The sequence below is a fragment of the Halomonas sp. NO4 genome (assembly GCF_010994375.1).
In the GTDB taxonomy this organism is placed as follows: Bacteria; Pseudomonadota; Gammaproteobacteria; order Pseudomonadales; family Halomonadaceae; genus Halomonas.
Genome location: NZ_WHMA01000024.1, coordinates 24,450 through 50,977 on the forward strand (window position 1 = coordinate 24,450; position 26,528 = coordinate 50,977).

At 66.5% G+C, this 26,528-nt stretch carries 23 protein-coding genes; 11 read left to right on the forward strand and 12 right to left on the reverse strand.

Features of this window, described 5'->3' with window-relative positions:
* Positions 1–65: 65 nt before the first annotated feature.
* The 3 genes from FEF15_RS14450 to FEF15_RS14460 all read left to right on the forward strand — a co-directional run bounded on the left by FEF15_RS14450 (position 66) and on the right by FEF15_RS14460 (position 4,185).
* The gene (locus FEF15_RS14450) at positions 66–1,220 is read left to right on the forward strand and encodes a PQQ-dependent sugar dehydrogenase (protein ID WP_163559875.1); all 1,155 of its coding nucleotides are present in this window, start codon (positions 66–68) and stop codon (positions 1,218–1,220) included.
* Positions 1,221–1,303: 83 nt separating this feature from the next.
* On the forward strand, positions 1,304–2,791 hold the full coding sequence (locus FEF15_RS14455) for an ATP-binding protein (protein WP_163559876.1): 1,488 nt from the start codon (positions 1,304–1,306) through the stop codon (positions 2,789–2,791).
* Entirely contained in the window at positions 2,788–4,185 is a 1,398-nt protein-coding gene (locus FEF15_RS14460; protein WP_240454186.1) for a sigma-54 dependent transcriptional regulator, read from the forward strand. Before FEF15_RS14455 ends, FEF15_RS14460 begins: the two co-directional genes overlap by 4 nt.
* Positions 4,186–4,357: 172 nt before the next feature.
* Here FEF15_RS14460 and FEF15_RS19280 read toward each other — a convergent pair whose 3' ends face one another.
* A complete protein-coding gene (locus FEF15_RS19280; protein ID WP_205598546.1) occupies positions 4,358–4,741 on the reverse strand; it encodes a hypothetical protein in 384 nt (127 codons plus the stop codon).
* A 92-nt stretch (positions 4,742–4,833) separates the two neighbouring features.
* Complete coding sequence (locus FEF15_RS14470) at positions 4,834–5,121, reverse strand: hypothetical protein (protein ID WP_205598547.1); 288 nt, start codon at positions 5,119–5,121, stop codon at positions 4,834–4,836.
* Between the two features lie 345 nt (positions 5,122–5,466).
* On the opposite strand from FEF15_RS14470, the gene FEF15_RS14475 reads away from it, so the two are divergent.
* The 3 genes from FEF15_RS14475 (at position 5,467) to FEF15_RS14485 (ending at position 8,538) form a co-directional block, all read left to right on the forward strand.
* Complete coding sequence (locus tag FEF15_RS14475; protein ID WP_163559878.1) at positions 5,467–6,723, forward strand: glycine betaine/L-proline ABC transporter ATP-binding protein; 1,257 nt, start codon at positions 5,467–5,469, stop codon at positions 6,721–6,723.
* 5 nt (positions 6,724–6,728) lie between these two features.
* Positions 6,729–7,562, forward strand: a complete 834-nt coding sequence (locus FEF15_RS14480) for a proline/glycine betaine ABC transporter permease (RefSeq protein ID WP_163559897.1) — start codon at positions 6,729–6,731, stop codon at positions 7,560–7,562.
* A gap of 106 nt (positions 7,563–7,668) precedes the next feature.
* Positions 7,669–8,538: a glycine betaine ABC transporter substrate-binding protein gene (locus tag FEF15_RS14485; protein WP_163559879.1), complete on the forward strand. Its 870-nt coding sequence runs from the start codon at positions 7,669–7,671 to the stop codon at positions 8,536–8,538.
* 86 nt (positions 8,539–8,624) lie between these two features.
* Here the strand turns inward: FEF15_RS14485 and FEF15_RS14490 are convergent, their stop codons facing one another.
* The 4 genes from FEF15_RS14490 to FEF15_RS14505 form a co-directional block, all read right to left on the reverse strand.
* Positions 8,625–9,476: an ABC transporter permease gene (locus tag FEF15_RS14490; protein WP_163559880.1), complete on the reverse strand. Its 852-nt coding sequence runs from the start codon at positions 9,474–9,476 to the stop codon at positions 8,625–8,627.
* 4 nt (positions 9,477–9,480) lie between these two features.
* The gene (locus FEF15_RS14495) at positions 9,481–10,734 is read right to left on the reverse strand and encodes an ABC transporter permease (RefSeq protein ID WP_163559881.1); all 1,254 of its coding nucleotides are present in this window, start codon (positions 10,732–10,734) and stop codon (positions 9,481–9,483) included.
* An 82-nt stretch (positions 10,735–10,816) separates the two neighbouring features.
* On the reverse strand, positions 10,817–11,932 hold the full coding sequence (locus FEF15_RS14500; RefSeq protein WP_163559882.1) for an extracellular solute-binding protein: 1,116 nt from the start codon (positions 11,930–11,932) through the stop codon (positions 10,817–10,819).
* 158 nt (positions 11,933–12,090) lie between these two features.
* Entirely contained in the window at positions 12,091–13,227 is a 1,137-nt protein-coding gene (locus FEF15_RS14505; protein WP_163559883.1) for an ABC transporter ATP-binding protein, read from the reverse strand.
* Between the two features lie 229 nt (positions 13,228–13,456).
* Between FEF15_RS14505 and FEF15_RS14510 the strand changes: the two genes are divergently transcribed.
* The 4 genes from FEF15_RS14510 (at position 13,457) to FEF15_RS14525 (ending at position 19,097) form a co-directional block, all read left to right on the forward strand.
* Positions 13,457–14,713, forward strand: a complete 1,257-nt coding sequence (locus tag FEF15_RS14510; protein WP_163559884.1) for an FAD-dependent oxidoreductase — start codon at positions 13,457–13,459, stop codon at positions 14,711–14,713.
* A gap of 209 nt (positions 14,714–14,922) precedes the next feature.
* The gene (locus tag FEF15_RS14515) at positions 14,923–15,348 is read left to right on the forward strand and encodes a universal stress protein (protein WP_163559885.1); all 426 of its coding nucleotides are present in this window, start codon (positions 14,923–14,925) and stop codon (positions 15,346–15,348) included.
* Positions 15,349–15,410: 62 nt separating this feature from the next.
* Positions 15,411–17,072 (forward strand): BCCT family transporter, encoded by a 1,662-nt coding sequence (locus FEF15_RS14520; RefSeq protein ID WP_163559886.1) that lies wholly within the window; start codon positions 15,411–15,413, stop codon positions 17,070–17,072.
* 195 nt (positions 17,073–17,267) lie between these two features.
* Positions 17,268–19,097, forward strand: coding sequence for an EAL domain-containing protein (locus FEF15_RS14525; RefSeq protein ID WP_163559887.1), 1,830 nt, complete (start codon positions 17,268–17,270; stop codon positions 19,095–19,097).
* Positions 19,098–19,116: 19 nt separating this feature from the next.
* Here FEF15_RS14525 and FEF15_RS14530 read toward each other — a convergent pair whose 3' ends face one another.
* The 3 genes from FEF15_RS14530 to FEF15_RS14540 form a co-directional block, all read right to left on the reverse strand.
* A complete protein-coding gene (locus tag FEF15_RS14530) occupies positions 19,117–19,842 on the reverse strand; it encodes a 3'-5' exonuclease (protein WP_163559888.1) in 726 nt (241 codons plus the stop codon).
* Positions 19,843–19,855: 13 nt separating this feature from the next.
* Complete coding sequence (locus FEF15_RS14535) at positions 19,856–21,769, reverse strand: DUF294 nucleotidyltransferase-like domain-containing protein (RefSeq protein ID WP_163559889.1); 1,914 nt, start codon at positions 21,767–21,769, stop codon at positions 19,856–19,858.
* 152 nt (positions 21,770–21,921) lie between these two features.
* A complete protein-coding gene (locus FEF15_RS14540; RefSeq protein WP_163559890.1) occupies positions 21,922–22,314 on the reverse strand; it encodes a DUF4168 domain-containing protein in 393 nt (130 codons plus the stop codon).
* Between the two features lie 176 nt (positions 22,315–22,490).
* On the opposite strand from FEF15_RS14540, the gene FEF15_RS14545 reads away from it, so the two are divergent.
* Positions 22,491–23,417, forward strand: a complete 927-nt coding sequence (locus tag FEF15_RS14545) for a DMT family transporter (RefSeq protein WP_163559891.1) — start codon at positions 22,491–22,493, stop codon at positions 23,415–23,417.
* Here FEF15_RS14545 and mtgA read toward each other — a convergent pair.
* The 3 genes from mtgA to FEF15_RS14560 form a co-directional block, all read right to left on the reverse strand.
* Positions 23,414–24,148 carry a monofunctional biosynthetic peptidoglycan transglycosylase gene (gene mtgA, locus FEF15_RS14550; protein ID WP_163559892.1) on the reverse strand — a complete coding sequence of 245 codons (735 nt, stop codon included), beginning with the start codon at positions 24,146–24,148 and terminating at the stop codon, positions 23,414–23,416. The two genes, FEF15_RS14545 and mtgA, sit on opposite strands and share 4 nt — an antisense overlap.
* 87 nt (positions 24,149–24,235) lie before the next feature.
* Complete coding sequence (gene fghA / locus FEF15_RS14555) at positions 24,236–25,090, reverse strand: S-formylglutathione hydrolase (protein ID WP_163559893.1); 855 nt, start codon at positions 25,088–25,090, stop codon at positions 24,236–24,238.
* Between the two features lie 102 nt (positions 25,091–25,192).
* Positions 25,193–26,302: an S-(hydroxymethyl)glutathione dehydrogenase/class III alcohol dehydrogenase gene (locus FEF15_RS14560; protein WP_163559894.1), complete on the reverse strand. Its 1,110-nt coding sequence runs from the start codon at positions 26,300–26,302 to the stop codon at positions 25,193–25,195.
* Between the last annotated feature and the right edge of the window lie 226 nt (positions 26,303–26,528).

Consider the following 26,528-nt stretch of genomic DNA (forward strand, 5'->3'; position numbering starts at 1 on the left):
CACTAGCCTGTCAGAGAGCCGGTCCGAAAGAACCGATCCGATAGCAACAACCGGAGGGAAGCGGGATGGACAGCACACGCAAGCGGCGAACCACCACCCTGGTGCTGGGCCTGGCCCTGGTGGCCGGCCTCGCCCAGGCGCAGGAGGTGATCGACGAGCGTCTCACCACCGACCACCTCGACTTGCGCCTGGAGCGCCTGGCCGCCGGCCTTGAACACCCCTGGGCAGTGGCCCGGCTGCCCGACGGCGACTTCCTGATCAGCGAGCGCGCGGGACGGCTGGCACGGGTCGAAGAGAGCGGAACGATCACCCACCTGAATGGCCTCCCCGAGGTCAGCACCCACGGCCAGGGCGGCCTGCTCGACCTGGTACTCCACCCCCGCTACGGCGACAGCCAGGATGGCGAGCACGACTGGGTCTACTTCACCTGGAGCCAGCCCGGCCCGGGCGGCACGGCCACCACCCTGTCGCGTGCCCGCCTGGAGGGCGAGGCACTGGTCGACGTGGAGCAGCTCTTCGTCCAGGATCGCTTCTCCGACCCCGGCCGCCACTACGGCTCGCGGCTCGCCTGGCTGCCCGACGGCACCCTGCTGATGAGTATCGGCGACCGCGGCCGCGAGCCGCCCCGTGCCCAGGACAAGGGCGACCACGCCGGCAGCGTGCTGCGCTTGACCGCCACCGGCGAGCCGGCCGCCGACAACCCCTTCGTCGACGAGCCCGACGCCCACGACGAGATCTACACCATCGGCAATCGCAACATCCAGGGTATGACCGTACGCGCCAACGGCGAGGCCTGGGCCAGCGAGCACGGCCCGCGCACCGGCGACGAGCTCAACCGCCTGGAGGGCGGCGTCAACTACGGCTGGCCGGAGGTCACCCTGGGCCGCGACTACGCCACCAACCAGCCCATCGGCGCCGATTCCCTGCCCGGCATGCGCGACCCGGTGCACGTCTTCGAGGGACGCTTCGCGCCCTCGGGGCTCGCCGAGGTGGAAAGCGAGGCCTTCGCCCCCTGGCGGGGCGATCTGCTTGCCGGCGGGCTGCGCAGCGAGACCCTGCTCCGCCTGCGCCTCGACGGCCATGACGTGGTCGAACGCGAGGTCATCCTCGACGGGCACATCGGCCGCATCCGCGACGTTCACCAGGGCAGCGACGGCGCCCTTTACCTGCTCAGCGACGAATCCGATGGCGGGCTCTACCGGCTCACACCCGCGGACTAAAGCCCCGCGCCCCGACATCGCCCCCCTGGGCAACACCTCCGGGACGATGCCGGGGCCTCCTCCCCCGACCCAGCCGAGCGACCATGCGTCTACGCACCCTCATCCTGCTCACCGTTATCGTCCCGCTGTTTCTCGTGCTACTGGTCTTCAGCCTGGTGGCCATCACCTCTCTCGAGGAGAACGTGCGTTCCCGGCTCGAGCGCGAAGTGCAGGTGATCACTCAGGTCATCGGCACCACGCTCGGTCAGGCGCTGTCTCGCGATGCGGCGGAGCCCTTGGATGAGACGTTGCACTCGGCGTTTTCCTTCCATCGCATCTATGGTGCCTACGTCTTCGATGCCCAGGGCCGCGAGATCTATGGGCTGGGCCTCGGGGAAGCCCTGTTCAGTCCCGAGGATATCCGTGCCGTGGTGGAATCCGGCGAGATGCAGGCCGACTATCGCCAGCATGACGAGTGGCACTACTACTCGGCGCTCAAGCCGCTGACCGCACCCACCGGCGAGGTGCTGGGCGTGCTGCAGGTCAACCGCCTCAACACCGGCATCGAGAACTACACCGGCTTTCTCAGCCAGATCGCCCTGCTCGCCTTCATGATCGGCGCCGCCGGCGTAACACTGGGGCTGTGGTGGTCCTTTCGCCATCACATCGAACGCCCGGTCAATCGCCTGCTGGCGGTCATGCAGCAGGTCGAGGCGGGAAACCGCCACCAGCGCGCCGCGGTCGACGGGCCGGTGGAGTACCAGCAGCTTGCCGTGGCACTGAACGGCATGCTGGATGGCCTGGCCGAGAAGGACGCCGACATCGAGGTGCGACGGCAGAAGGAGATCGAGCTGGAGCAGCGCCTGCGCAAGTCGAAGAAACTGGCGGAGCTCGGCGTGCTGGCTGCCGGCGTCGCCCACGAGCTCGGCGCCCCGCTCACGGTGATCAAGGGCCAGGCACAGCGCCTGGCGCGCAGCCCAGCCATCGGTGACCAGGAGCAGGCGCGCCTCACGCGCATCCACGGCGAGGTGGATCGCATCGTCGACATCGTGCGCCAACTCATGGAGCTGGGGCGTCGCCACAACGTGGCCAAGGAGCGGCTGGCCCTGGACCGGCTGATCGACACCGCTCGCGAACTGGTCGAGGAGGATTTGGAGGCGTACGCCATTCGCCTCGAGCACGACCTCCCCGACCCGTCGCCGGTGGTGCTCGCCAACACCCAGCAACTGGTCCAGGTGCTCACCAACCTACTGCGCAACGCCGCCCAGGCCGAGGGCGTCCACCGGATCGCCATTCGCGCCCACCAGGAGGGCGACTGGCTCACCTTAACGCTGGAGGATGACGGCCCGGGCATCACGGATGACGACAAGTCCCGGATCTTCGACCCCTTTTTCACCACCAAGCCGGTAGGCCAGGGCATCGGCCTGGGGCTCTCCATGGTCCATCGCATCATCAACGACCATGGCGGCACCATCGGGGTCTTCGACAGCGAGCTCGGCGGTGCCGGCTTCGAAATCGGTCTCCCCATGGACGACAACCTGAACGCCCCGGAATCTCCACACCACACGACCCAGAGAGGCAGTACGACGTGACCAGGACGGCCCCCGCTTTATCCTCCTCCCCTTGGCTGTTGATCATCGAGGACGACCCGGCGATTCTCGAACTACTCGAGGAGGAGCTCCAGGACGCCGGCTACGCCACCCTGGGCGCCACCAGTGCCGAGGAGGCCCTCGCCACGCTCAGCCACAGTGAGGTAGCGCTGGTGATCAGCGACGTACGCTTGCCCGGCCTCAGCGGCATGCAGCTACTCGAGCAGCTGCGCGACGCGGGCAACACGGTGGGCTTCATCGTGATCACGGCCTTCGGCACCATCGACCAGGCCGTGGAGGCGTTGAAGATCGGCGCCGACGACTTCCTGACCAAGCCGCTTGACCTGGAAGGCGTCCGCGAGGCGGTCTTTCGCGTGCTCGAGAACCGGCGGCTCGTCGAGCACTTCCGTCAGCAAGCGCCAGAGGTGGATGACTTCCACGGCATCATCGGCGACAGCGAACCGATGCGCGCCCTGTTCCGCGACGCCGCCCGCCTGGCCAAAAGCGACGCCCCGATCCTGATCCAGGGCGAGAGCGGCACCGGCAAGGAGCTGCTGGCACGCGCCATCCATGCCGAAAGCCCGCGGGCCACAGGGCCCTTTCTGGCCATTAACTGCGCCAGCATCCCGGCCGAGCTGATGGAGAGCGAATTCTTCGGCCACCGCAAGGGCGCCTTCACCGGCGCCAACGAGCACCGCCAAGGGCTCTTCCAGGCCGCCCAAGGCGGCAGCCTCTTCCTCGACGAGATCGGCGAGATGTCACTCAACCTGCAGGCCAAACTGCTGCGTGCCCTGCAGGAGAGAACCGTCAAGGCGGTCGGCGCCGAGCAGGAGGAGCCCGTCGATGTGCGCATCATCGCCGCCACTCACCGCGACCTCGAGCGGGAGATCGCGAGCGGCCACTTCCGAAGCGATCTCTTCTTCCGCCTGGAGACCTTCTCGCTGCGCATCCCACCGCTGCGCGAGCGCCCCGGCGACATCGAGCGCCTGCTCTCGGCACTCATTCGCAAGCATACCAGCGAGCAGGGCAAGCGCATCGAGCACGTCGAGCCCGCCGCCCTCCAGGCCCTGCTCGACGCCCCCTACCCCGGCAATGTTCGTGAGCTTGAAAACGCCATCATGCGCGCCGTGACGCTGGCCGAGGAGGGCGTGCTGTGCCACGCCGACCTGCCGGAACGGCTGCGTCAGCAACGCGACGCGCAGCGCCACCAGGCCGGTACCAGCGAGGCGGCCAACGCTCTGGCGGAAGGCCAGGCCAGCGGCAACTGGCCCAGTCTCGAGGAGGTGGAGAAGCGCTATATCGAGAAAGTGCTGGATGCCACCGGCGGCAACAAGCGGCGCACCGCGGACATCCTGGGCATTGCCCGGCGAACGCTTTACCGCCGTCTGGACGAGTAGTGCAGATATAAAAAAGCCCCCGAGAGTTCGGGGGCAAGATGCCGCTGCTTCACCGCCTGACGAAGCAAGGGGAAGGTGGGAAGGCGGTGGGGAACGCAGCAGCGGGCGCAGGGAACCGGTATGTCACCTCAGGCGAGGGGCGGCAACAGATGCGCCGCCCCTCGCCGCGGCCTTACCAGCCGCTCTGTTCATCCTCCTCTTCCCAAGTGGAGCCAGGCTCGTCACTCTGCTCTGGCGCCTGCTGGGCAGGATCGCTGCCCGGCTCGGAACTGCCCGGCATGGGCTCGGTGCCGCCGCCGAATCCGGGTTCGTCGGCCGGCGAGGTGGTGGCGCCTGGCGACTCCGAAGTGGTGCCGGGTGAGGTGCCCGTCGCCGGGTCGGCCGGATCGCTGCCGGGGTCCATGCCCTGCGGCTCGCCCTGCTGCTCATACTCGCCCTGTTGCTGGGGCACACCCTCGTCCTGGGACACGCCTTGGGCAAGAGCCAAGGGGCTCGCCACCATCCCCACGGCAATGCCGAATACACCGAGTTTCTTGAGAAACGCCTGGGACATCATGAAATCAATACCTCCGGTCGGTCTCGTCATCTAACGGAACATGAAGGGCAGCGGGCCGGCTGTCCGCAGCGAGCCACCACCGCCCATGCGGTTCAGAAGCCGTTCTGGTCTTCCTGATTTTCCGGGCTACCCATGGTGCTCTCTTCGCTCATGGGGTCCTGTTCGCCCATGGAGCCTTCCTGCTGGGAATCACTTTCCATCGGGTTGCTCTGCTCCATGCCGGGATCTTCTGCCGGCTCTTCCATCGGCGGCAGTTCGTCATCGTTGCCGCAGCCGGCCAGGGACAGTGTCCCCAACGACAGAGCTATCACCGAGGCAAGTGCAGCCAGGCGTCGCAGGGTGGGCGAGCGTCGAATGTGGGGGTCGATGAGCATTGGCAAGGCTTCTCTCTTCCGTTCGAGTTCGTCTCGAGAATTGCACAGGCCATGCCACACCAGACAAAACTATGATATATTTTTTTAAAATCAAATACTTAAAATTAATCATCGTGTGCCAGAACGGCAACGACTCTGCCCTTGGCCGTGGTGAAAACCGACACATGCGCCACACCTGACACAGCTGCGACAGCCCGGTTTAAGTTGAATGCTCGTTCAAAAACCACTAGGGTATGTCCATTCGCGACCCATCAACGCTACCGCGTGGCAGACTATGCCGCGGTATCACGATTCGACTGAGAACCTTCGTGCGCCCCGCATCGAACCAGGGGCTGACAAAAGGCATAGCCAATGAGCGATAACCGTAACGTCAAGATTCGGGTACGCAACCTGAGCAAAGTCTTCGGCAACCAGCCGAAGAAGGCGCTCGAACTGCGTGACCAGGGGCTGGGACGCTCCGAGATTTTGGACAAGACCGGCCAGACGCTGGGCCTGTCCCACATCGACTTCGATGTCCACGAAGGCGAACTGCTGGTCATCATGGGGCTCTCCGGCTCGGGCAAGTCGACCCTGATCCGCTGCCTCAACCGCCTGATCGAACCCAGCGAGGGCGAGATCGTCATCGACGGCGAGAACATCCCCGAATTGGGCGAGAAGGCGCTGCTCGAGTGCCGTCGCCGCCACTTCTCCATGGTGTTCCAGAACTTCGCCCTCTTCCCCCACCGCACCGTGCAGCAGAACACCGAATTCGGTCTCGAGGTGCGCGGCATCGACAAGGAAGAGCGGCAACGCGTGGCCCGCGAGGCACTCAAGCAGGTGGGCCTGGATGGCTGGGAGGACGCCTACCCCAACCAGCTCTCGGGCGGCATGCAGCAGCGCGTGGGTCTGGCCCGGGCGCTCGCCAACGACGCCAGCGTGCTGCTCATGGACGAGGCGTTCTCGGCCCTCGACCCGCTGATCCGCGGCGACATGCAGCAGGAACTGCTCCAGCTGCAGAACCAGATGCAGAAGACCACGGTGTTCATCACCCACGACCTGGACGAGGCGCTGACCATCGGCGACCGCATCGTGCTGCTCAAGGATGGGGAGATCGTGCAGATCGGCACCCCCGAGGAGATCCTCACCAAGCCGGCCGATGACTACGTGCGCCGCTTCATCGAGGGGGTCGACAAGTCGCGCATCCTCACCGCCGAGAGCGCCATGCGCAAGGTACGCGCCACCGTGCGCGACAGCGACGGCCCGCGCACCGCGCTGCGCAAGATGCGCGACCACAGCCTCGACTCCATCTACATCACCGACCGCGATCGGCATCTGGTCGGCCTGATCGAGGCCGAGGCGGCCAGCCAGGCGCTGGAGCAGGGCAAGGAGAAGGTAACCCAGGCCATGACGCAGGAGTTCCGCAGCGTGGGGCCCAACGAGCCGCTGCATAACCTCTTCGCCATGTTCCACGACAACAGCTTCCCCATTGCGGTGGTGGACGACGACAGGCGGCTGCTCGGGGTAGTCGTCAAGGGCGCCGTGCTCGACGAGTTGGCCCAGGCGGCCGAGACCCCGGAACTTGCAAAGAGCCCAGAGAGCGTAGAGACCGCACCGGCAGGAGACGAGTGATGGCAATCGAACTTCCCCGCGTACCGCTGGGCCAGTGGATCGAAGGCGGACTGAACTGGCTGACCAGCGAATATTCCCTGATCACCCGTGGCATCTCACGGGTCACCCAGACCGGCATCACCGGCCTCAACGAGGCGCTGATGTGGCTGCCCGAGTGGGCCCTGCTGGCAATCATCGCCGGGCTGTGCTGGAAACTCGCCAACCTTCGCCTGGCCATCGGCGCCGTGGCGGGCCTGCTGCTCATCTGGAACATGGGCCTGTGGGAGCCGATGATCGAGACCCTCACCCTGGTGGTGATCGCCACCCTGGTAGCCGTGGTCATGGCCATTCCGGTAGGCATCGCCGCGGCGCTCTCCGAGCGGCTCTATCGTGGCATCATGCCGATACTCGACTTCATGCAGACCATGCCCGCCTTCGTCTACCTGATTCCGGCGATTCCCTTCTTCGGCATCGGCTCGGTGTCGGCGATCTTCGCCACGGTGATCTTCTCCATGCCGCCGGCGATCCGCTTCACCACCCTGGGCATTCGCCAGGTGCCGGTAGAGCTGATCGAGGCCGCCGACGCCTACGGTGCCACCCGCCGCCAGAAGCTGATCAAGGTGCAGCTGCCGCTGTCGCTGCCCACCGTGATGGCCGGCATCAACCAGACCATCATGCTGGCGCTCTCCATGGTGGTGATCGCCGCCATGATCGGTGCCGATGGCCTGGGCAGCGAGGTATGGCGCGCCATCCAGCGCCTGCGCCCGGGCGACGGCTTCGAAGCCGGTATCGCCGTGGTGATCCTCGCCATGCTGCTCGATCGCCTCACCCAGTCGCTGCGCAAGTCGCGCAAGGCATGAGCTGCACCTTGGAAAGAAACGCCTTGTATAACGTTGGTAACAGCCCTTGCATCTTGGCGGTCCGGTCGCCAAGGTGGGTGGGTCTCACGTAAATGGAGGAGTTTCGATGAACAAGCACGTTCTCAATCGCCGCATTCGTCTGGCCGGCCTGGCGCTGGCAGCCGGCACCGGCCTGGCCGCAGGCGCCGCCCAGGCGCAGGACAAGGGCAACGTCCATCTCGCCTACGTCGAGTGGTCTTCCGAAGTCGCCTCCACCAACGTGGTGCGTGCCGTGCTCGAGCAGCAGGGCTTCGAGGTGGAGATGACCTCGCTCTCCGCCGCCGCCATGTGGCAGGCCGTGGCCACCGGTGATGCCGACGCCATCGTCGCCGCCTGGCTGCCCACCACCCACGCCGACTACATCGACCGGGTAGGCGACCAGGTGGTCGACCTGGGCGTCAACCTGGACGGCACCAAGCTCGGCCTGGTGGTCCCGGCCTACAGCGACGTCGACTCCATCACTGAGCTCAACGACCACGCCGATGCGTTCAACAACGAGATCATCGGCATCGACCCGGGCGCCGGCCTGATGGGGCTGACCGAGGACGTGATCGACACCTACGATCTCGACCTGGCCCTGCGCAGCGGCAGTGGCGCCACCATGACCGCCGCCCTGGCCACGGCCATCGAGAACGAGGAAGACATCGTCGTCACCGGCTGGACACCGCACTGGAAGTTCGCCCGCTGGGACCTCAAGTACCTCGAGGATCCGGAGAACGTCTACGGTGGCGCCGAGCAGATCCACACCATCGCCCGCCAGGGTCTCGAGGAGGAGATGCCGGAGGCCTACGCCATTCTGGATGCCTTCGAGTGGACGCCCGAGCAGATGGGCGAGGTCATGCTCATGAACCAGGAAGAGGACGCCGACCCCTACGAGAACGCCAAGCAGTGGGTCGAGGAGAACCAGGACGTGGTACAGGAGTGGGTCGACGGCTAAACGTTTCCTGACCATCGTACCTGCAACGCAAGCGGGGAGGCCACTGGCCTCCCCGCTTGCGTTGGTAGCATTCGTCTCGCGGCTACCTAGCCCGGGCTCACCCCGCGCAGCCGCTCGCCGCGCCGGCGCAACAGCTCGAGGGTGGTGAGCAGCAGCATGGAGAGCAGCACCAGTAGCGTCGCCACGGCCAGGATCGTCGGGCTGATTTGCTCACGAATGCCCGACCACATCTGGATCGGCATGGTGCGCTGCTCGGGCCCGGCGATGAAGAGCACCACCACCACCTCGTCGAACGACGTGATGAAGGCGAATAGCGCCCCCGACACCACCCCCGGGGTGACCAGCGGCAGCACCACCTTGAAGAAGGTGCGCGCCGGGTTGGCCCCCAGGCTGTGAGCGGCGCGGATCAGGGTGGTGTCGAAGCTCGACAGGGTAGCGGTGACGGTGATCACCACGAAGGGGATGCCCAGCGCCGTGTGGGCGAGGATCACTCCCGGGTAGGTCTGGGCCAGGTTGACCTTGGAGAAGAAGAAGAACATGGCCGCCGCGGAGATGATCAGCGGCACAATCATCGGCGAGATCAGCAGCGCCATGATCGCCCCGCGCGCCGGCATGTGGCGGCTGGACAGCCCCAGTGCAGCCAGGGTACCTAGCACCGTGGCGAGCAGCGTCGAGGCGATGCCGATGATGAAGCTGTTCTTGATGGCCCCGAGCCATTCGCTGGAGGTGAAGAAGTCCTCGTACCAACGCAGCGAGTAGCCGGCCGGGTCGAGGCGCAGCATGGCCTCCGAAAAGGTGAAGTAGGGCTCGGCGTTGAAGGAGAGCGGGATGATCACCAGCAGCGGGCCCACCAGGAACAGGAAGATCAGCGCGCAGAGGCCCAGGAAGACGTAGTGCCAGAGTCGCTCGCCGCGGGTGGCGTAGGAAGGAATGGCCATCAGATTACCCCAGCTTGACCTTGTCGACGCCGATCAGGCGATTGAAGACCAGGTAGAAGACGATCACCACCAACAGCAGGATCGAGGCGATGGCTGCCGCCAGGCCCCAGTTGAGCGAGGTCTGCATGTGGTAGGCAATATAGTTGGTGATGAAGCGCCCCGACTGTCCGCCCACCAGCGCCGGGGTGATGTAGTAGCCGATCGCCAGGATGAACACCAGGATGCCGCCGGCGGCAATGCCGGGAATGGTCAGCGGAAAGTAGACGCGACGGAAGCTCAGGATCGGCTTGCCCCCCAGCGAGCGCGCGGCGCGCATGTAGCTCGGCGGGATGGTCTTCATCACCGAATAGAGTGGCAGGATCATGAACGGCAGCAGGATGTGGGTCATCGCCACGATGGTGCCGGTCTTGTTGTGGATCATCTGCCAGCGCGCCTCGTCGGCGATCACCCCGATGGCCACCATCATGTCGTTGAGCACACCCTGGGACTGCAGGATGGCGATCCAGGTGGTCGTGCGCACCAGCAGCGAGGTCCAGAACGGCAGCAACACCAGGATCATCAGCAGGTTGGAGTGGCGTAGCGGCAGGTTGGCCAGCAGGTAGGCGATGGGATAGCCCAGCAGAAGCGTCAGGCCGGTAATCACCGCGCTCATCCAGAAGGTTCGCCAGAACAGCGCGACATGGATCTCCAGGTAGTCGGGCACCTTGACGATCTCGCCCTCGGGACTCAGTTGGCGATCCATCGCCGCCAGGTAGTAGGAGAGCGTGTAGGGCGACGATTCCCGCTCGATCAGCTTCCAGGTGCTCAGCTCCCCCCAGCTGTCGTTGATCTCGATCAGCGCCTCACGGTAGGGCGGTTCGAGGTTGCCAAGGCGCCGCGCCGTACGGCTGATGGCCGAGCGCATGCCCGACTTCTCGTAGTTCAGCCGGCTCGACAAGAGCCCCAGGTCGCGCGCCTCCTGACCCTCGCGCAGGTCCGCCACCAGGGCGGCGAACACCGGCTCCCCGGGCAGCGACTCGCCGTCCCAGCCCTCCAGAGCCTCGACGGTGCGCGACAGGCGGGTGGAGACCTCGGGGTTGTCGACGCTGCGCCACAGCATGTCGAGAATCGGCATGACGAAGGCGATGATCAAGAACGCGAGCAGCGGCGACACCAGCAGCAGCGCCTTGAACTTCGAGCGGCGCACGGCGCGACGCAGGCTCACCTTGAGCGGCACGCCATCGGCGGTGGTCAGGGTGTCAGAGGGCGATTGGGACACGCAGGCCTCTCCATCGGGCAGGGATGCAATCGGAATCGCGGCAACAGGCCGCCGCCCGGCAGTGCCGGGCGGCGGCTAGGCCTCACTGGGCCAGCCAGGCGTCGAAGCGCTGGGTCAGCTCGTCGTTGTAGTCGGCCCAGAACTCGTCATCCTTGGGAATGGCGGTGGCGAAGTTGGGGCCGTAGGTGGGCATGTGGGGCTCCATCTCGATGCCGGTCTCGGCGTGGGTCGAGACGAACTGCGAGGAGGACTTCCGCGCCGGGCCGTAGGAGATGTACTTGGCCTGGTCGGCGAGGCGCTGGGTGTCGGTGGCGAAGTGGAGGTAGTCCTTCACCTTGTCGAGTTTGCCGGTGGGCACCACCCACCCATCCAGCTCGAAGACCTGAGCGTCCCAGATGATCTCGAAGGGCTGGTTCTCGGTGACCATGGCGTTGAAGATACGGCCATTGTAGGCGGAGCCGAAGGCCACCTCCTGGTCGGCGAGTAGCTGCGGCGGCTGGGCGCCCTCCTCCCACCAGATCACCTCGTCCTTGATGGTGTCGAGCTTGGCGAAGGCGCGCTGGATGCCCTCCTCGGTCTCGAGCACGTCATAGACGTCTTCCGGCGCCACGCCGTCGGCAACCAGGGCCCACTCGAGGTTGTTGATCGGCTTGCGCAGCAGGGTGCGCTTGCCGGGGAAGTTCTCCAGGTCGAAGACATCGGCGATGGTGCTCGGCTGGTTGTCCTCGGGGAACATCTCGGTGTTGAAGGCGACGATGTTGGAGTAGACGATCGAGGCCACGAAGCACTCACCCAGGGCGCCGTCCACGAAGTCCTCGCCGGGCGGTGTGCCGTCGGGGGCATCGGCCAGCAGGGCGTCGTGGTCGAGCGGCTCGATCAGACCCTCGGCACAGGCGATCATGGCGTCCGCCGGTAGCATGTCGACCAGGTCCCAGGTGACGTTGCCGGCCTGGCTCTGGGCACGCAGCCCGGCCAGTGCATTGCCGCTGCGGTCGATGTTGACGATCTCGTCGCCGTTCATCTCCATCCAGGGCTCGTGGTAGGCCTTCTGCTGGCTCATGCTGTAGGCGCCGCCCCAGGAGACGATGTTGAGGGTCTCCGCCTGCGCGGTGGCCGAAAGCCCCAGGCCGCTCATGCCGACCAGGGCGACCGCCGCACTCAGGGTTCCCTTGCGAAGGATGCGATGTGTCTGCTTCATGGACTTCTCCATTGTTGTTGTTGCCGTATCGTGCTGTTGTTGCCGTATCGTCGTTGCCGTGATGTCACGCATCGGAATGGCGGCCCGCCAGGGCCGCATCGGTGGCCGGCACCGCAGACCTGAGGCGCCGGCTGCACGGGTGTCGCCGGCCGGCGGATTCAGGCATCCAGGGCGCGGCAGTCCTGCCAGGTCCAGCCGACCGTGACCGACTGGCCGGGGCGCAGCGAGGCGTTTCCCTCGGCGTTTGGGGTCTTGAGGATGAACTCGTCGTTGCCGCACAACTGGAGCCGCGTGCGCAGGTGGTCACCCAGGTAGATCACCTCCTGCACGATTCCCGAGAAGCGGTTGTCGTAGCGGCCCTCATCGTCATCGCCGATCAGCGCCACCCGCTCCGGCCGCAGCGACAGCGTGGTGCGCGTGCCCACGCCACCCACCGCCACCGGCCTGGCGACGACCCGCTCGCCGCTGTCGAGTACCACCTCGCAGCGCTCGCCGAGGTGCTCCACGACCTCACCCTGCAGGCGATTGTTCTCGCCGATGAAGCTGGCTACGAAGGCGTTCTCCGGCAACTCGTAGAGGGTCTCCGGCGTCGCAAGCTGCTGCACCACGCCGTCATTGAACACGGCGATGCGGTCCGACATGGTCAGCGCTTCGGTCTGGTCGTGGGTCACGTAGATCATGGTCACGCCGAGACTGGCGTGGATGCGCTTGATCTCGTACTGCATCTCCTCACGCAGGTTCTTGTCGAGCGCGCCGAGCGGCTCGTCCATCAGCACCAACTCCGGCTCGAAGACCAGGGCACGGGCCAGGGCCACGCGCTGCTGCTGCCCCCCGGAGAGCTGGGCGGGACGGCGACTGCCGAAACCCTCGAGACGCACCATGCCCAGCGCCCGGTCGACCTGCCGCGCGATCTCTGCCTTGGGGAGATGGCGCACCTCCAGGGGAAAGGCGAGGTTCTCGGCCACCGTCATATGGGGAAAGAGCGCGTAGTTCTGGAATACCATGCCGATGCCGCGCTTGTGGGGCGGCAGGCCGTTGATGGGCTGGCCCTGGAGCAGGATCTCGCCGTGGGTCGGCGTCTCGAAGCCGGCCATCATCATCAGGCAAGTGGTCTTGCCGGAGCCGGAGGGGCCGAGCAGGGTGATGAATTCACCGCGCTGGATGTCGAGATTGAACCCTTTCACGACCAGCTCGACGCCGTCGTAGCTCTTCTGGACGTCGATGAAGCGGGCAAAGCAGGTGTCGGCTTCCTGGGGCAACGCCTGGCGGGCGTCGATAGCAGCGCTTTCGTTCATGCAAGCTTCCTGTCGGCGGCCGAGCCGGGAGATTCCGATGCCCTGCGCAGGCCTGTGCCGGCCCGGCCGCTTTGTATTGTTCTAATTCAATGAGAGCGACATTAGTCTTGCAGGGTGTACTGTCGCAATCCCCGCTGGGTTCAACCAGCGTTGAAACGTAAGACGACAATCAGGAGAAAAGTCAGCTAAAAGGCACGAGTTCATTCGTGATCGATACAGGAGGCCACGCATGCCCGGAGCGGACAGGCACGCCGACATCGTCATCATCGGTGCCGGCATCGTTGGCCTGGCCACGGCCTGGGCGCTGCTCGAACGCGGCCGGGCCGTGACCCTGCTCGACCCCGGAGCGCCGGGTGGCGAGGCCTCTTCCGGCAACGCCGCCACCCTGGCCAGCTACGCCGTGGAACCCCTAGGCCATCCCGGCCTGCTGAGTCAGTTGCCCGCGCTGCTCTTCGCGCCCTCCTCCCCGTTTCACCTGCGTTGGCGGCACCTGCCGCGTCTCGCCCCCTGGCTGTGGCGCTTTCTCGCCGCCACGACCCCGGGGCGTACGGCTGCGGCCACCCAGACGCTGCACCGCCTGCTCACCCCTGCCATGGACGACTGGGCGGCCCTGCACGCCGCACTGGGCGCCGACACACCCGAGACGGCGCTGCACCAGCGCGGCGCCCTGACCTTCTTTCGCCGGCGTCGCCACTGGAGGGCCGAGCGCAGCGCTTTCACCGCCCGGGACCAGCTGGGCATTCCCCAGGTCTATCTGCAGGCCCACGAGGTGGCCGAGCTGGAACCGGCGCTGGCTGGCATCGCCCAGGGCGGTGTGCACTTCCCGGCCGCCGGCCATCTGGCAGACCCCCGAGCCCTGGCCGAACGGCTGGCCAGCCGCCTGGCTGAGCGTGGCGCTGACTTCCACGCAGCACGGGTCACCGACCTGAGCGGTGCCGGCGGGCGTGTGCGCATCGACAGCGACCTTGGCTGCTGGCACGCGGAGCAGGCCGTCGTCGCGGCCGGCGCCTGGTCGGCCCCGCTGGCACGCGCCGTCGGCGACCGCCTTCCCCTGGAGGTGGAGCGCGGCTACCACCTGGAGTTTGCCGATACCCCGGCACGCCTCACTCGCCCCTGCAACCCGGCGGAAAACGCCTTCTACATGGTGCCCTTGGCCGGCCGCCTGCGAATCGCCGGCACCGTAGAACTCGGCCATCCCCGCGATCCGGCCAATCCGCGCCGTCTCGCCTACCTGCGCCGTCACGGCGAGGCCATCCTTGGGCCGCTCGGCCCGGCCCAGCATGCCTGGCTGGGGCTGCGTCCCTCACTGCCCGATTCGCTGCCGGTGATCGGCCCCGCTCGCCTACCCGGGGTCGCCTACGCCTTCGGGCATGGCCACCTCGGCCTGACCTTGGCCCCGACCACCGGCCGGTTGGTCGCCGAGAGCCTGGCCGGGACGGCGCCCGCCTGGCTCGCGGCCTGCCATGCCCGGCGCTACTCACGCTAACCCCAAGTGGCAACAGGGAAAAATCCCGCCTAAGCTGTCGGCGTAGGCAGTGCCTTCCTGTACCATTGCGTTACAACGCCGTCCACGACAGGGAAGCGTTGATGGCTCGACTGGCATGGAAGGAGTTGACCACCAGACTACGATGATGAAGGGGCAAGCCATCCATCCATGGCCATTCCTCGACTCACAGGATGCAAGGAGACGCAGTCATGTACCGCAAGATCATGGTGCCGATCGACCTGGCACACCTCGACTTGCTCGAGCCCTCGCTGGCCACCGTGGCCGACCTGGCCCGCCACTACGACGCGGAAATCTGCTATGTCGGCGTCACCGCAGCGCAGCCGACCAGCGTGGCCCGCACCCCGGAGGAGTACCAGCAGAAGCTGGACGCCTTCGCCGGCGAGCGCGCCAAGGTGCACGGCCAGCCGGTGAGCACCCGCACCATCACCAGCCCCGACCCCGTTGCCGACCTCGACGACCTGCTGATCGATGCCATCGATGACGTCGGCGTCGACCTGGTGGTGATGCCGACCCATCCGCCCAGCCATCTCGACGCGCTGATTCCCTCCCACGGCGGCAAGGTTGCCACCCACACCGACGTGTCCGTTTTTCTGGTCAGGCCCTCCAAGCAGTAATCGCCTGCCCCTGAAAACCGCTACCGATACGTCACCCCGACGAACTGAAGGGAGAAAGTTCCATGGCCAATCAGTCTCATGACGAAGGTGCTCAAGAAAAGCCTTCAGAAGGCATTCCGGCCCCGGAAGGGCCCGCCAACCTGATCGACACCGACTACGTGATCGGTCAGGACAACATCACCGCCAGCCCCATGGGGATCAATCTCGACCTGCACGGCAAGGTATTCACCTTCTCCTCGCTGGTGATCCTGTTCTTCGTGATCATCACGCTGGCCCTGCAGGATCAGGTCGAACCCATCTACAACGGCCTGTTCAGCTTTCTCACCGGCAACCTGGCCTGGTTCTTCCTGCTGGCCGCCAACATCTTCGTGATCCTCTCCGTGGTGTTGATCTTCACCCCCCTGGGCAAGGTCCGCATCGGCGGCATGAATGCCACCCCGGACTTCAGCTACCTGGGCTGGTTCTCCATGCTGTTCGCCGCCGGCATGGGCATCGGCCTGATGTTCTACGGGGTGTCCGAGCCGTTGACGCACTACGGCACCGCCATCGGCGGCACCGCCATGGAAAACGGCGCCCGCACCGACTGGGCACCGCTCGGCGCAGCCGAAGGCAATGAGTCGGGCGCCATCTCGCTGGGCATGGCCGCCACCATCTTCCACTGGGGCCTGCACCCCTGGGGCATCTATGCCGTGGTCGCCCTGGCCCTGGCCCTGTTCTCCTACAACAAGGGCCTGCCGCTGACCATGCGCTCGATCTTCTACCCCATCCTGGGAGAGCGCGTATGGGGCTGGCCGGGGCACGTCATCGACATCCTCGCCGTCTTCGCCACCCTGTTCGGTCTCGCCACCTCACTGGGGCTCGGTGCGACCCAGGCCTCGGCGGGGCTCGGCTATCTGTTCGGGGTCCCCGAAACGAACACCACCATGGTGCTGCTGATCATGGGCATCACGGCAGTGGCCCTGGTCTCGATTCTGCTCGGCGTCGACAAGGGCGTGCAGCGGCTGTCGCAGCTCAACATGGTACTCGCCGCCCTGTTGCTGCTGTTCGTGATCTTCGTCGGCCCCACGCTGCTGATCACCACGGGCATCTTCGAGAACCTGGTCGCCTACGTCGTGAACCTGCCGGCGCTCTCCAACCCCTTCGGGCGTGAGGATGCCAACTTCACCCAGGGCTGGACGGCCTTCTACTGGGCCTGGTGGATCGCCTGGTCGCCCTTCGTGGGCATGTTCATCGCCCGGGTCAGCCGCGGACGCAGCGTGCGTGAGTTCCTGATCGCCGTGCTGCTGGTGCCGTCGGTCGTCTCGGTGATATGGATGACCGCCTTCGGCGGTACCGCCATCGACCAGGTCGTCCGCGAAGGCTTCGAAGGCGTTCAGGACGCAGCGCTCGAGCTGCAGCTGTTCGTGATGCTCGGCGAGCTGCCGCTCACCGCCATCACTTCCTTCGTCGGCATCGTGCTGGTGATGGTGTTCTTCATCACCTCTTCCGACTCCGGCTCACTGGTGATCGACTCCATCACCGCCGGCGGCAAGGTCGATGCACCCAAACCGCAGCGCATCTTCTGGGCCATCATCGAGGGGGCCGTCGCCATCGCACTGCTGCTTGGCGGCGGACTCACCGCACTGCAGACGGCGGTGATCACCACCGGGCTGCCCTTCACGCTGGTGCTGCTGGCCGCCTGTTACGCCATCGTCAAGGGGCTGATGAGCGAACCGCGCACCTGACCGGGCACCTTGCCCTTCGACCGACGACAGGCGGCCATGTGGCCGCCTGTCGTTTTCTGGGCTCGCTCACTCGAAAGCATGACACTCATTCACAGTCTTTCGGCGTATTCTGCTACGACTCCGTGGCCGTGAACTGGCACGGGGGTGCCGCTTCGGGCATATTTTCACGACATCCCTACCGGAGCCCCGCCGCCGATGATGGCCCCCGAAGACGCCTTTCGGCTGCTTGCCGACGGCCTGGGCAAGGCAGGAACCCCGCAGCGCTTCGAGCAGCTCGCCGAGCACCTGGCGGCCATCTTCACCGTCAGCCACGTTCTCATCGGCGCCCTTCAACCGGACGGCGTGACCCTTCGCACCCTGGCCCACTGGTCCCGTGGACGACTCCAGCTGCCAACGGAGTATCCGCTGGCCGGCACGCCCTGTGCGCACGTGCTGGCCAATCAGGTGTGCCGCTATCCCGACAATGTCTGCGCCCTCTTTCCCCACGGCGCCCTGCTGCGTGAAATGGGCGTGGTCGGCTACATGGGCGCCCCCATGCGGGCCCCGGACAACGAGCTGCTGGGACTGGTGGCAATCCTCGATGAAACGCCGCTTGACCTCCCCGACTATGCCGGCGAAGTACTGCGCATCGCCGCCGCTCAGGCCGGCGCGGAACTGGCCCGCCATGTCGCCGAGCGCGCACGCCGCTCCAGCGATCACCGCCTGGCGCAGCTCGCCTACTGGGACAGCGTCACCGGGCTTGCCAACCGCCACCACTTCATGGAGCACCTCGCCGAGGCCTGCCGCCGGGCACGGCGCACGGGCGCGTCCCTCGGCCTGCTCTACCTCGATCTGCAGCGCTTCCGGCAGATCAACGACAGCCAGGGGCATGAACATGGCGACCGGCTGCTGACCGACGTGGCCGCGCGCTTCAGCGACGTCGTCCAACCTGGGGAATTCCTCGCCCGACTGGGCGGCGACGAGTTCGCCGTGCTCGTGCCCAACGCCAACCAGGGGCAGCTCCAAGCGACCGTGGCACGCTTCCGACACAGTCTTGCCGCGCCCCTGCATCTGGGCGAGCAGCGCTACGCCCTGACGTTCAGCGCCGGCGTGGCCCGCCTGCCCCAGGACGCCACTGACGCCGCTGCGCTCTTCCAGCACGCCAGCATCGCGCTCAACCACGCCAAGCGCAGCGGCCATCGCACGCGCTTTTTCAGCGCCGCCATGGCCGAGGCGCTGCGCCAGCAGGAGCAGCTCCAGTCGCGCCTCGTCGAGGCCCTCCACCACGGGGGGCTGATGCTGCACTTCCAGCCTCAGTTCAGCCTGGCCAGCGGCAAGCTGATCGGTGCCGAGGTGCTGTGCCGATGGCACGACGAGCGGCTCGGCTGGGTGAGCCCCAGCGACTTCATCCCTCTGGCCGAGCGGCAGGGCCTGGCCCGGCCCCTGGGCGACTGGGTCCTCAGCGCCGCCTGTCGCCAGCTGCAGACCTGGGAACGCCAGGGCCATCCCTTTCCGGGACGGCTGTGCGTCAACGTCTCGGCCCAGCAGATGGATGGCCCACAGCTCGTTCGGCATGTGCAGCAGCTGGTAGCCCAAATGCGGCCGGGGCTGCTGGGGCTGGAGCTGACCGAAAGTGGCCTGATCCGCGACCCGGAACAGGCGGTGGGGATCACCCGCACGCTGCGTGGTGCAGGGATCGGCATGGCGATCGACGACTTCGGCACCGGCTACTCGTCGCTGGCCTACCTCAAGCGCTTCGCCGCCGACACCCTCAAGATCGACATGTCCTTCGTCCACGACATGCTCAAGAGCCGCCATGATCGCGCCATTGTCGCCACCATCATCGCCATGGCGGGGACCCTGGGCATGCAGACGGTCGCCGAGGGGGTGGAGAGCGCCGCTCAGGCCGAGGCGCTCCGCGAGCTGGGCTGTACCGCGGTGCAGGGCTTTTACTGCGGGCGCCCCGTGGATGCCGAAACCTTCGCGGCCTGCTGGCTGGGTCAGCCGGTGTCTTCCACCCAGACGGACGCGATCAACCGGCCGTAATGGCTCTCCTCTCGAGCATTCAGCTCCACAGCTCGCCCACCGGCGTCTCCAGGCGATAGTGGGTGGCGATCTGTGCCTGGAGCAGTTCAGCAGTGGCCAGGGCATCGAGCAGGGCGTGGTGGCCCTGGTAGGCGGGCAGGCCATAGCGCAGCCGGCTATCGTGCAGGCGGATGGAAACCGGCGGTCGCCGCAGCCAGCGGCGAAAGCGCGCCCACAGCGAGAGACGATGGCGGCGCGCTTCCAGGGACATGGTGTCGATCACCGGGAAACGGATCCCCTCGCCGAGGCGCTCCTTGACGGCACCATCCAGGAAGGGGCGCTCGATATGGCGGAAATGCACCACGACCAGCCGCCCGGCCATCACCTCGAACAGTTCGGGCAATATCCGCTCGAGGTCGGGTGCCTCGGCAATCTCCGAGTGGGTGATGCGGTGCAGCGTGACCGACTTGCTGGAAAGCGGCCGGGTGGGCTGCACCACCCAGTAGCACCGCTCGGCCAGCCGGATGCGGTCCAGAGTGAAGGGCACCGCCCCAACGCTGACGACGGCATGGCGACGCGGGTCGAGGCCGGTGGTTTCCAGGTCGAGCGCCACCATCTCCACGTCGCCGACCGGGGTCGTCGGCGCCGCCGTTCCCGACGAGAAGTAGCGTGACAGCAGCGGCGAACGGCAGGCCGCGGCACGCTGCTCGAAATACTCCGGCCAGCTGGGCGCATCGCGAGGAGAGGCTTGGCGCAATGTCCTCATGGCAGGGGCCTGATCACCGCGAACGAGCCGACCGCGACGGCAGCGGATAGCGATACTTGAGGAACTTTTGGGCGTTGCTCAGCGCCTGGAAGGCATCCTTGAGGTTGTGTCGTTCGTTGTCGGAGACGTTCTCCGGCTCGATGTTGTTGTCGGGCTCGCGCTCCTGCTGGATATCGATCATCTGGTGACGAATCCGCGACATGGCAAGGAATTCCAGCGCATAGCGCAGCTTCTCCCCGACCCCCGGCGCCAGCAACTGGGTGTTGCCGATATCGTCGAGGCGATCAAAGCTGTTCTGGGCACTCGAGCCGCACGCCAGGGCATGCACGCGGATCAGGTCCACCATGGGGGCGGTGCCACGGCGCTTGAGGTTGATGGAATTGTTCTGCTTACCATTCTTCTCCATCACGAAGGTGCGAAAGAAGCCCAGTGGCGGAGTGCGGTTCAGGGCATTACGCGCCATGGCGGCGAGGAACAGCGGGCTCTTGGCCGCCTGCCTGGCCACCTGGTCCTGCAGCTGCTCGACGTAGGCTTCCTCGCCATAGGCGCTGTCCAGATCGAAGAAGATCGAGCTGTGCAGCAGTCGCTCGGGGGTGGGGTCCTCGATCCAGTCGCGGAAGTAGCCCCGCCACACCGCGAGCGGCTGGCGCCACTTGGGATTGGTGGCCATCACCTCGCCCTTGCAGTAGGTGTAGCCGCAGGCGTGCAGGCCATCGCTCACCCGCTGTGCCAGGGCCAGGAAGTAAGCGTCGTGGCGCTCGGGGTCGAAGTCGTCGGAGAGCACCAGGGCGTTGTCCTGGTCGGTGACGATGGACTGTTCGTTGCGTGCCATGGAGCCGTTGACCATGAAGCAGTAGGGCACCGGCGGCGGCCCCAGTTCCTGCTCGGCGAGTTCCAGCAAGCGCCGGGTGAAACTGCGCCCGATCGTCGACAGGGCGCTCCCCACCATCTGCGAGTTGGCGCCCTCCTCCACCATGCGCACGAAGGCCGCGCGCACGTCGGGGGCCAGCTTGGCGAGCCCCGCGGGGCTCGCCTGGTTGTAGATATTGCTGACCAGGTAGAGGCTCGAGTGGGTCTCGTAGCGGATGATGTCGGAGAGGTGCACGATGCCCACCGGCCGACGGCGATGCAGCACCGGCAGGTGGTGAATATTGTTGCGCAGCATGGTGAGCATCGCCTCGTGCACCGACTCATCCGACTGGATGGTGATCGGCGGCTTGCCGACCAACCGCCCCACCGGCGTGTCCGGCGGCAGGCCCTCCGCCACCACCCGGGTCCGGAAGTCGCTGTCGGTGAGGATGCCGCACATCTGCCAGAGCCGCTCCTCGCTGTCGGTGAAGCTGTAGCGGGGATTCTCGCCGCCGGCGTCCAGCACCAGGGCCGCCGAGGCCTGCGCCTCGCTGATCTGACGCGCCGTCTCCTGCACCGTGGTGGTGGCCTCGACCATCACCGGGTAGCGCGTCAACAGCTTGCGCACCCGGGTGATCATCATGTCGTTGGCCTTCTTCTGGTCCTCCACGGCCGCTTCGAGGCGTGGCCGGCCGAGTTCGACGAAGTCGGCGAAGTGCACGTCGGATTCGCACAGCCGACGGAATACTGGCTCGGGAATGAAGTAGATCAGGGTGTCTTCCAGGGCCGCGGCCGGAAAGCGCGCCCGGTGGTTTCGCAGCAGGCTGAACTGGCCGAAGATGTCGCCCTCGCCAAGGCGGTTGTAGAGATCGCCGTTGCGCCGGTACACCTCAACGGCGCCGCTGCGGATGTAGCAGAGGTCGTGGACCTCCTGATCCAGCGTGAGGATGTCGGTGCCCGCCTTGTAGTAGCCCACCTCCACCTGCCCGGCGACCTCGTCGAGCAGATCATCGGAGAGGCTGTCGAAGGGGGGAAATTGCGCCATGTGCTGGCGAATCTCCAGTAATTCCACGTCCATGCGTCACCCCCGCTGCCATCACCTAGACACTTGGCTTTCAGTGTGTGTGCACCCTGACGGGCTGTAAAGGACAGGATACGCCGTCCCGATACGCGAAAGGCCACCCTAGGGTGGCCTTCCGCTGTCACGTCGGCGTGGACAATGGCATCAGATCACGAGTCCTGAGCCATCTCCTGCACGCGCTGCATCATCTCGGGGTCCTGCTGGATGGCTTGACCGATGGCATTGAAGGTATCCACGTCGAGACCGCTGTCCTCGACCACCTCGACCATCTTGTCATTGGCTTCCATGCGCACCTCCTGCTGGGTCTGCTCGTCTTCCGCTTCCTGCAGCCGCTGGGTGTACTCCTGAGAGATCACGGCAATTTCCTGCGAGGCGTCAGCGAACTGCTGCAGTTGCTGATCGGAAATGTCCTCAGCAGAAACCGACGGCTGCTGCTGGGTGGCTGCCGGGTCCTGAGCCGGGTCCTGCTGTGCCTGGGCCTGGACACCCATCAGCCCCGCAGCGAGCAGAGCAGCCGAGAACAGTGCAGTCATCCGTTTCATGAATACCTCCAAAGGGTGTTGCGTGTGTGTGCGATAGTGGGACGTCGCCGATCACGGGGGGTTCACTCCGTTTGCGTTACGGAGTGTAAGCTGGCGACCGCGGCCCCTGCCCTTTCCCGCACCGCCGGATCGCAGTATGGTCGACGTTTCGTCGCGACCAGGACTGCTTGACCTCCATGCCCTTTCCAACCTCCCTGCCTTCCCTCTCCGCTGTCTCGCCGAGCCGCCTGTGGCTGGCCAGCATGCCGGTGCTCTTCGTGACCCTCTGGAGCACCGGCTTCATCGGCGCCAAGTTCGGCCTGCCCCATGCCGAACCCTTCACTTTCCTGTTCGTGCGCTTCGCGCTGACGCTGACGTTGCTGATCCCCCTGGTGGTCCTGCTCAAGGGCGGCTGGCCTCGGGGCCTGCAGCTGTGGGGGCACATCGGCGTGTCGGGGCTGCTGGTGCACGGAGCCTACCTGGGCGGCGTCTTCTACGGCATCCAACTGGGCATGCCCGCGGGGCTCGCCGCCCTGCTGGTGGGACTGCAGCCGCTGCTCACCGCGGCCCTGGCGCGTCCGCTGCTGGGCGAGCGCCTCTCGGCGCGGCAGTGGCTGGGGCTGGCCCTGGGGCTCTCCGGCATCACTCTGGTGCTGGGCAGCAAGCTCGACCCCGGCGAGGCGCTGTTCCAGGGATTCGGACTGGGGGCGCTTATCAGCGTGACGGTGGCACTCGCCGGCATCTCCCTGGGCACTCTTTACCAGAAGCGCTACTGCACCGGCATGCCACTGCTTGGCGGTACCGTGGTGCAGTACCTGGCTGCAGGCCTCCTGCTGGGGCTTGGGGCGCTGCTCTTCGAGGCGCGCACCATCGAATGGACGCCCACCTTCGTGCTCACCCTGCTGTGGCTGGTGCTGGTGCTGTCGATCAGCGCCATCCTGCTGCTGATGGCGTTGATCAAGCGCGGCGAGGCCTCGCGGGTGGCGAGCCTCTTCTATCTGGTGCCACCGGTGACGGCGCTGGAGGCGTGGTGGCTGTTCGACGAGCGCCTGCCCCTGGTGGGCCTGGCCGGCATGGCGGTGACCATCGTGGGGGTGGTGCTGGTGGTGCGCGGCCGGCGCTAATCAGCGAGCCGCGCCAGGTAGTCGACGCCGCCGAGATTACGCATCTGCTGGCGGATCCAGGCGCTGCGCCGCTCCACGCGGAAGCTCGGCCGAGCAGCGTCCCAGCCGCGCGGATTGGGCAGGATGGCCGCCAGCCGGCTGGCCTGGGCTGCGCTGAGGCGGTCGGCCGGCACCCCGAAGTAGTGCTGGGCGGCCGCCTCCAGGCCGAACACGCCACTGTCCCACTCGACGATGTTGAGGTAGACCTCGAGCACCCGCTGCTTGGGCCAGAAGGTCTCGATGAGCAGGGTGAACCAGGCCTCTAGCCCCTTGCGCACCCAGCTGCGCCCCGTCCACAGGAAGAGATTCTTGGCGGTCTGCTGGCTGATGGTGCTGGCGCCGCGCAAGCGCGCCCCGTCGCGGCTCGCCTCCCAGGCGCGGCGCATCTCGACCAGGTCGAAGCCGCGATGCTCGGGGAAGCGCTGATCCTCGGCCGCAATCACCGCGAGCTTGGCATGATCGGACAGCTGCTCCCAGGGACGCCACTGATGGCGAAGGGGCAACGACTCGCCGGCCAGCCACGCCTCGACCTTGCGCTCGACCATGACCATGGAGGCGTGGGCCGGGACCTCGCGCAGCCCCAGCACCAGCAACAGGGAGAGCGCCACGAAACCCAGCGCGACAAGGGCGAGTCCCCGCCACAGGCGACGCAGCAGGGCTCGGGGCAGACGACGCACCGCGCTCATGCTCATGCAGCGACCGGCCCGGCGGCGTCAAAACACCGCCGGGCCGGCGACGGGCCGTCAGCGCTTGGAGAGCCGTCAGCGTGTGGAGAGCCGTCAGCGTTTGGTGAGATGCTCGGCATGGTAGCGCAGGTGGTCCTCGATGAAGCTGGCGATGAAATAGTAGCTGTGATCATAGCCGGGCTGGCGACGCAGCGTCAGGGGATGGTCGTGCTCGGCGCACACCGCCTCCAGGCGCTCGGGCCGGAGCTGCTCCTCGAGGAAATCGTCCGCCTCGCCCTGGTCGATGAACAGCCGCTGGCTCGAGGCGCCCTTGGCCACCAGTTCGCAGGCGTCGTACTGGGTCCAGGCCCCCGGATCCTCGCCCAGGTAAGCGCTGAAGGCCTTCCGGCCCCAGGGGCACTGGCTGGGGTTGACGATGGGCGAGAAGGCCGACACCGAACGGTAGTGGCCGGGTCGGCGCAGCGCCATCACCAGGGCCCCGTGGCCACCCATGGAGTGGCCGCTGATCGCCTCGCGGCCGTTGACGGGGAAGTGCTGGCGCACCAGCGAGGGCAACTCCTCGGTGAGGTAGTCGTACATGCGGTAGTGGCGCTTCCACGGCTCGCGGGTGGCGTTGACGTAGAAGCCGGCCCCCGAGCCCAGATCATAGCTGTCGTGCTCGCCGGGCAGGTCGGTGCCGCGCGGACTGGTGTCGGGACAGACGATGGCCATGCCGAGCTCCGCAGCCACGCGATGCGCGCCGGCCTTCTGCATGAAATTCTCATCGGTGCAAGTCAGCCCCGAGAGCCACCAGAGTAGCGGTACCCGCTGCGTCTCGGCCTGAGGCGGCAGGTAGACGGCAAACACCATGTCGCAGTCCAGCGCCCGGGAGCGATGGCGATAGCGGGCGTGCCAGCCCCCGAAGCTCTTATTGGCGGCCACCCTTTCCAGGGTCTCGCTGATGGTCATGCGGTCACTCTCCAAGCGGCGTCAGGTCGAGTCATGGTGCCTGCATTTCGCGGCGATGCGAAGCCAGCCGGCTCAATTCAGTCGCGCGGCGTCGGGCGCCATTTAATAGTGCAGCACCGTGCGGATGCTCTTGCCGGCGTGCAGCAGCTCGAAGGCCTCGTTGATCTGCTCGAAGGGCAGGTCGTGGGTGATGAAGTCGTCGATGTTGATCTCGCCGGCCATGTAGCGCTGCACGTAGTCCGGCAGCTCGGTACGCCCCTTGACGCCACCGAAGGCAGACCCTTTCCACACCCGGCCGGTGACCAGTTGGAAGGGGCGCGTGCTGATCTCCTCGCCGGCACCGGCCACGCCGATGATCACCGACTCGCCCCAACCCTTGTGGCAGCACTCCAGCGCCTGGCGCATGACGTTGACGTTGCCGATGCACTCGAAGGAGTAGTCGACCCCGCCGTCGGTCAGGTCGACGATCACCTGCTGGATGGGGTCGGAGTGCTCGCTGGGATTGACGAAGTCGGTGGCACCGAACTGCTCGGCGAGCCGGAACTTCTCGGGATTGACGTCGATGGCGATGATGCGGCTGGCCTTGGCCATCATCGCCCCCTGGATCACGGCGAGACCGATGGCACCCAGGCCGAACACCGCCACCGTGGCACCGGGTTCCACCTTGGCGGTATTGAGCACCGCACCGATGCCGGTGGTCACCCCGCAACCGAGCAGGCAGATCTTGTCCAGCGGCGCCTCCTTGGACACTACGGCCAGGGACACCTCGGGGAGCACCGTGTACTCGCTGAAGGTCGAGCAGCCCATGTAGTGGTGAAGCTTCCGGCCATCCAGGGAGAAGCGCGAGGTGCCGTCGGGCATCAACCCCTGGCCCTGGGTGGCGCGCACCGCCCCGCACAGGTTGGTCTTGCCGGAGCGGCAGAACTTGCACTGACCGCACTCGGCGGTATACAGCGGGATGACGTGGTCGCCGGGCTTGACGCTGCTGACCCCCTCGCCCACGGCCTCGACGACGCCGGCACCCTCGTGGCCCAGCACCGAGGGAAAGAGCCCTTCCGGGTCGGCGCCGGAGAGCGTGTAGGCGTCGGTATGGCAGACGCTGGTGGCGGCGATGCGCACCAGCACCTCGCCGGCCTTGGGGCCTTCCACGTCGATCTCGGTGAGCTCGAGAGGCTTGCCCGCTTCCCAGGCGACGGCAGCGCGTGACTTCATGGGGAATCTCCTTGCTGTCTAGCTTACGATCAGGGGAATCGCCGCAGGCGTCCATCGTCCGCGGCCGTAGCCTTCAGCATATCAGCCCGGCCAGCGCCTGCTCAGCCCCGTGCGGCGCACGCCTGCCAAGCCGCGTCATCTTCTGCCACGCCACTCACCTGCCCTGCATCGGGTAGGGGCCGGGGTTGCCCCCGGCGCCCTCCCACACCACCGGGCATACGGTTCC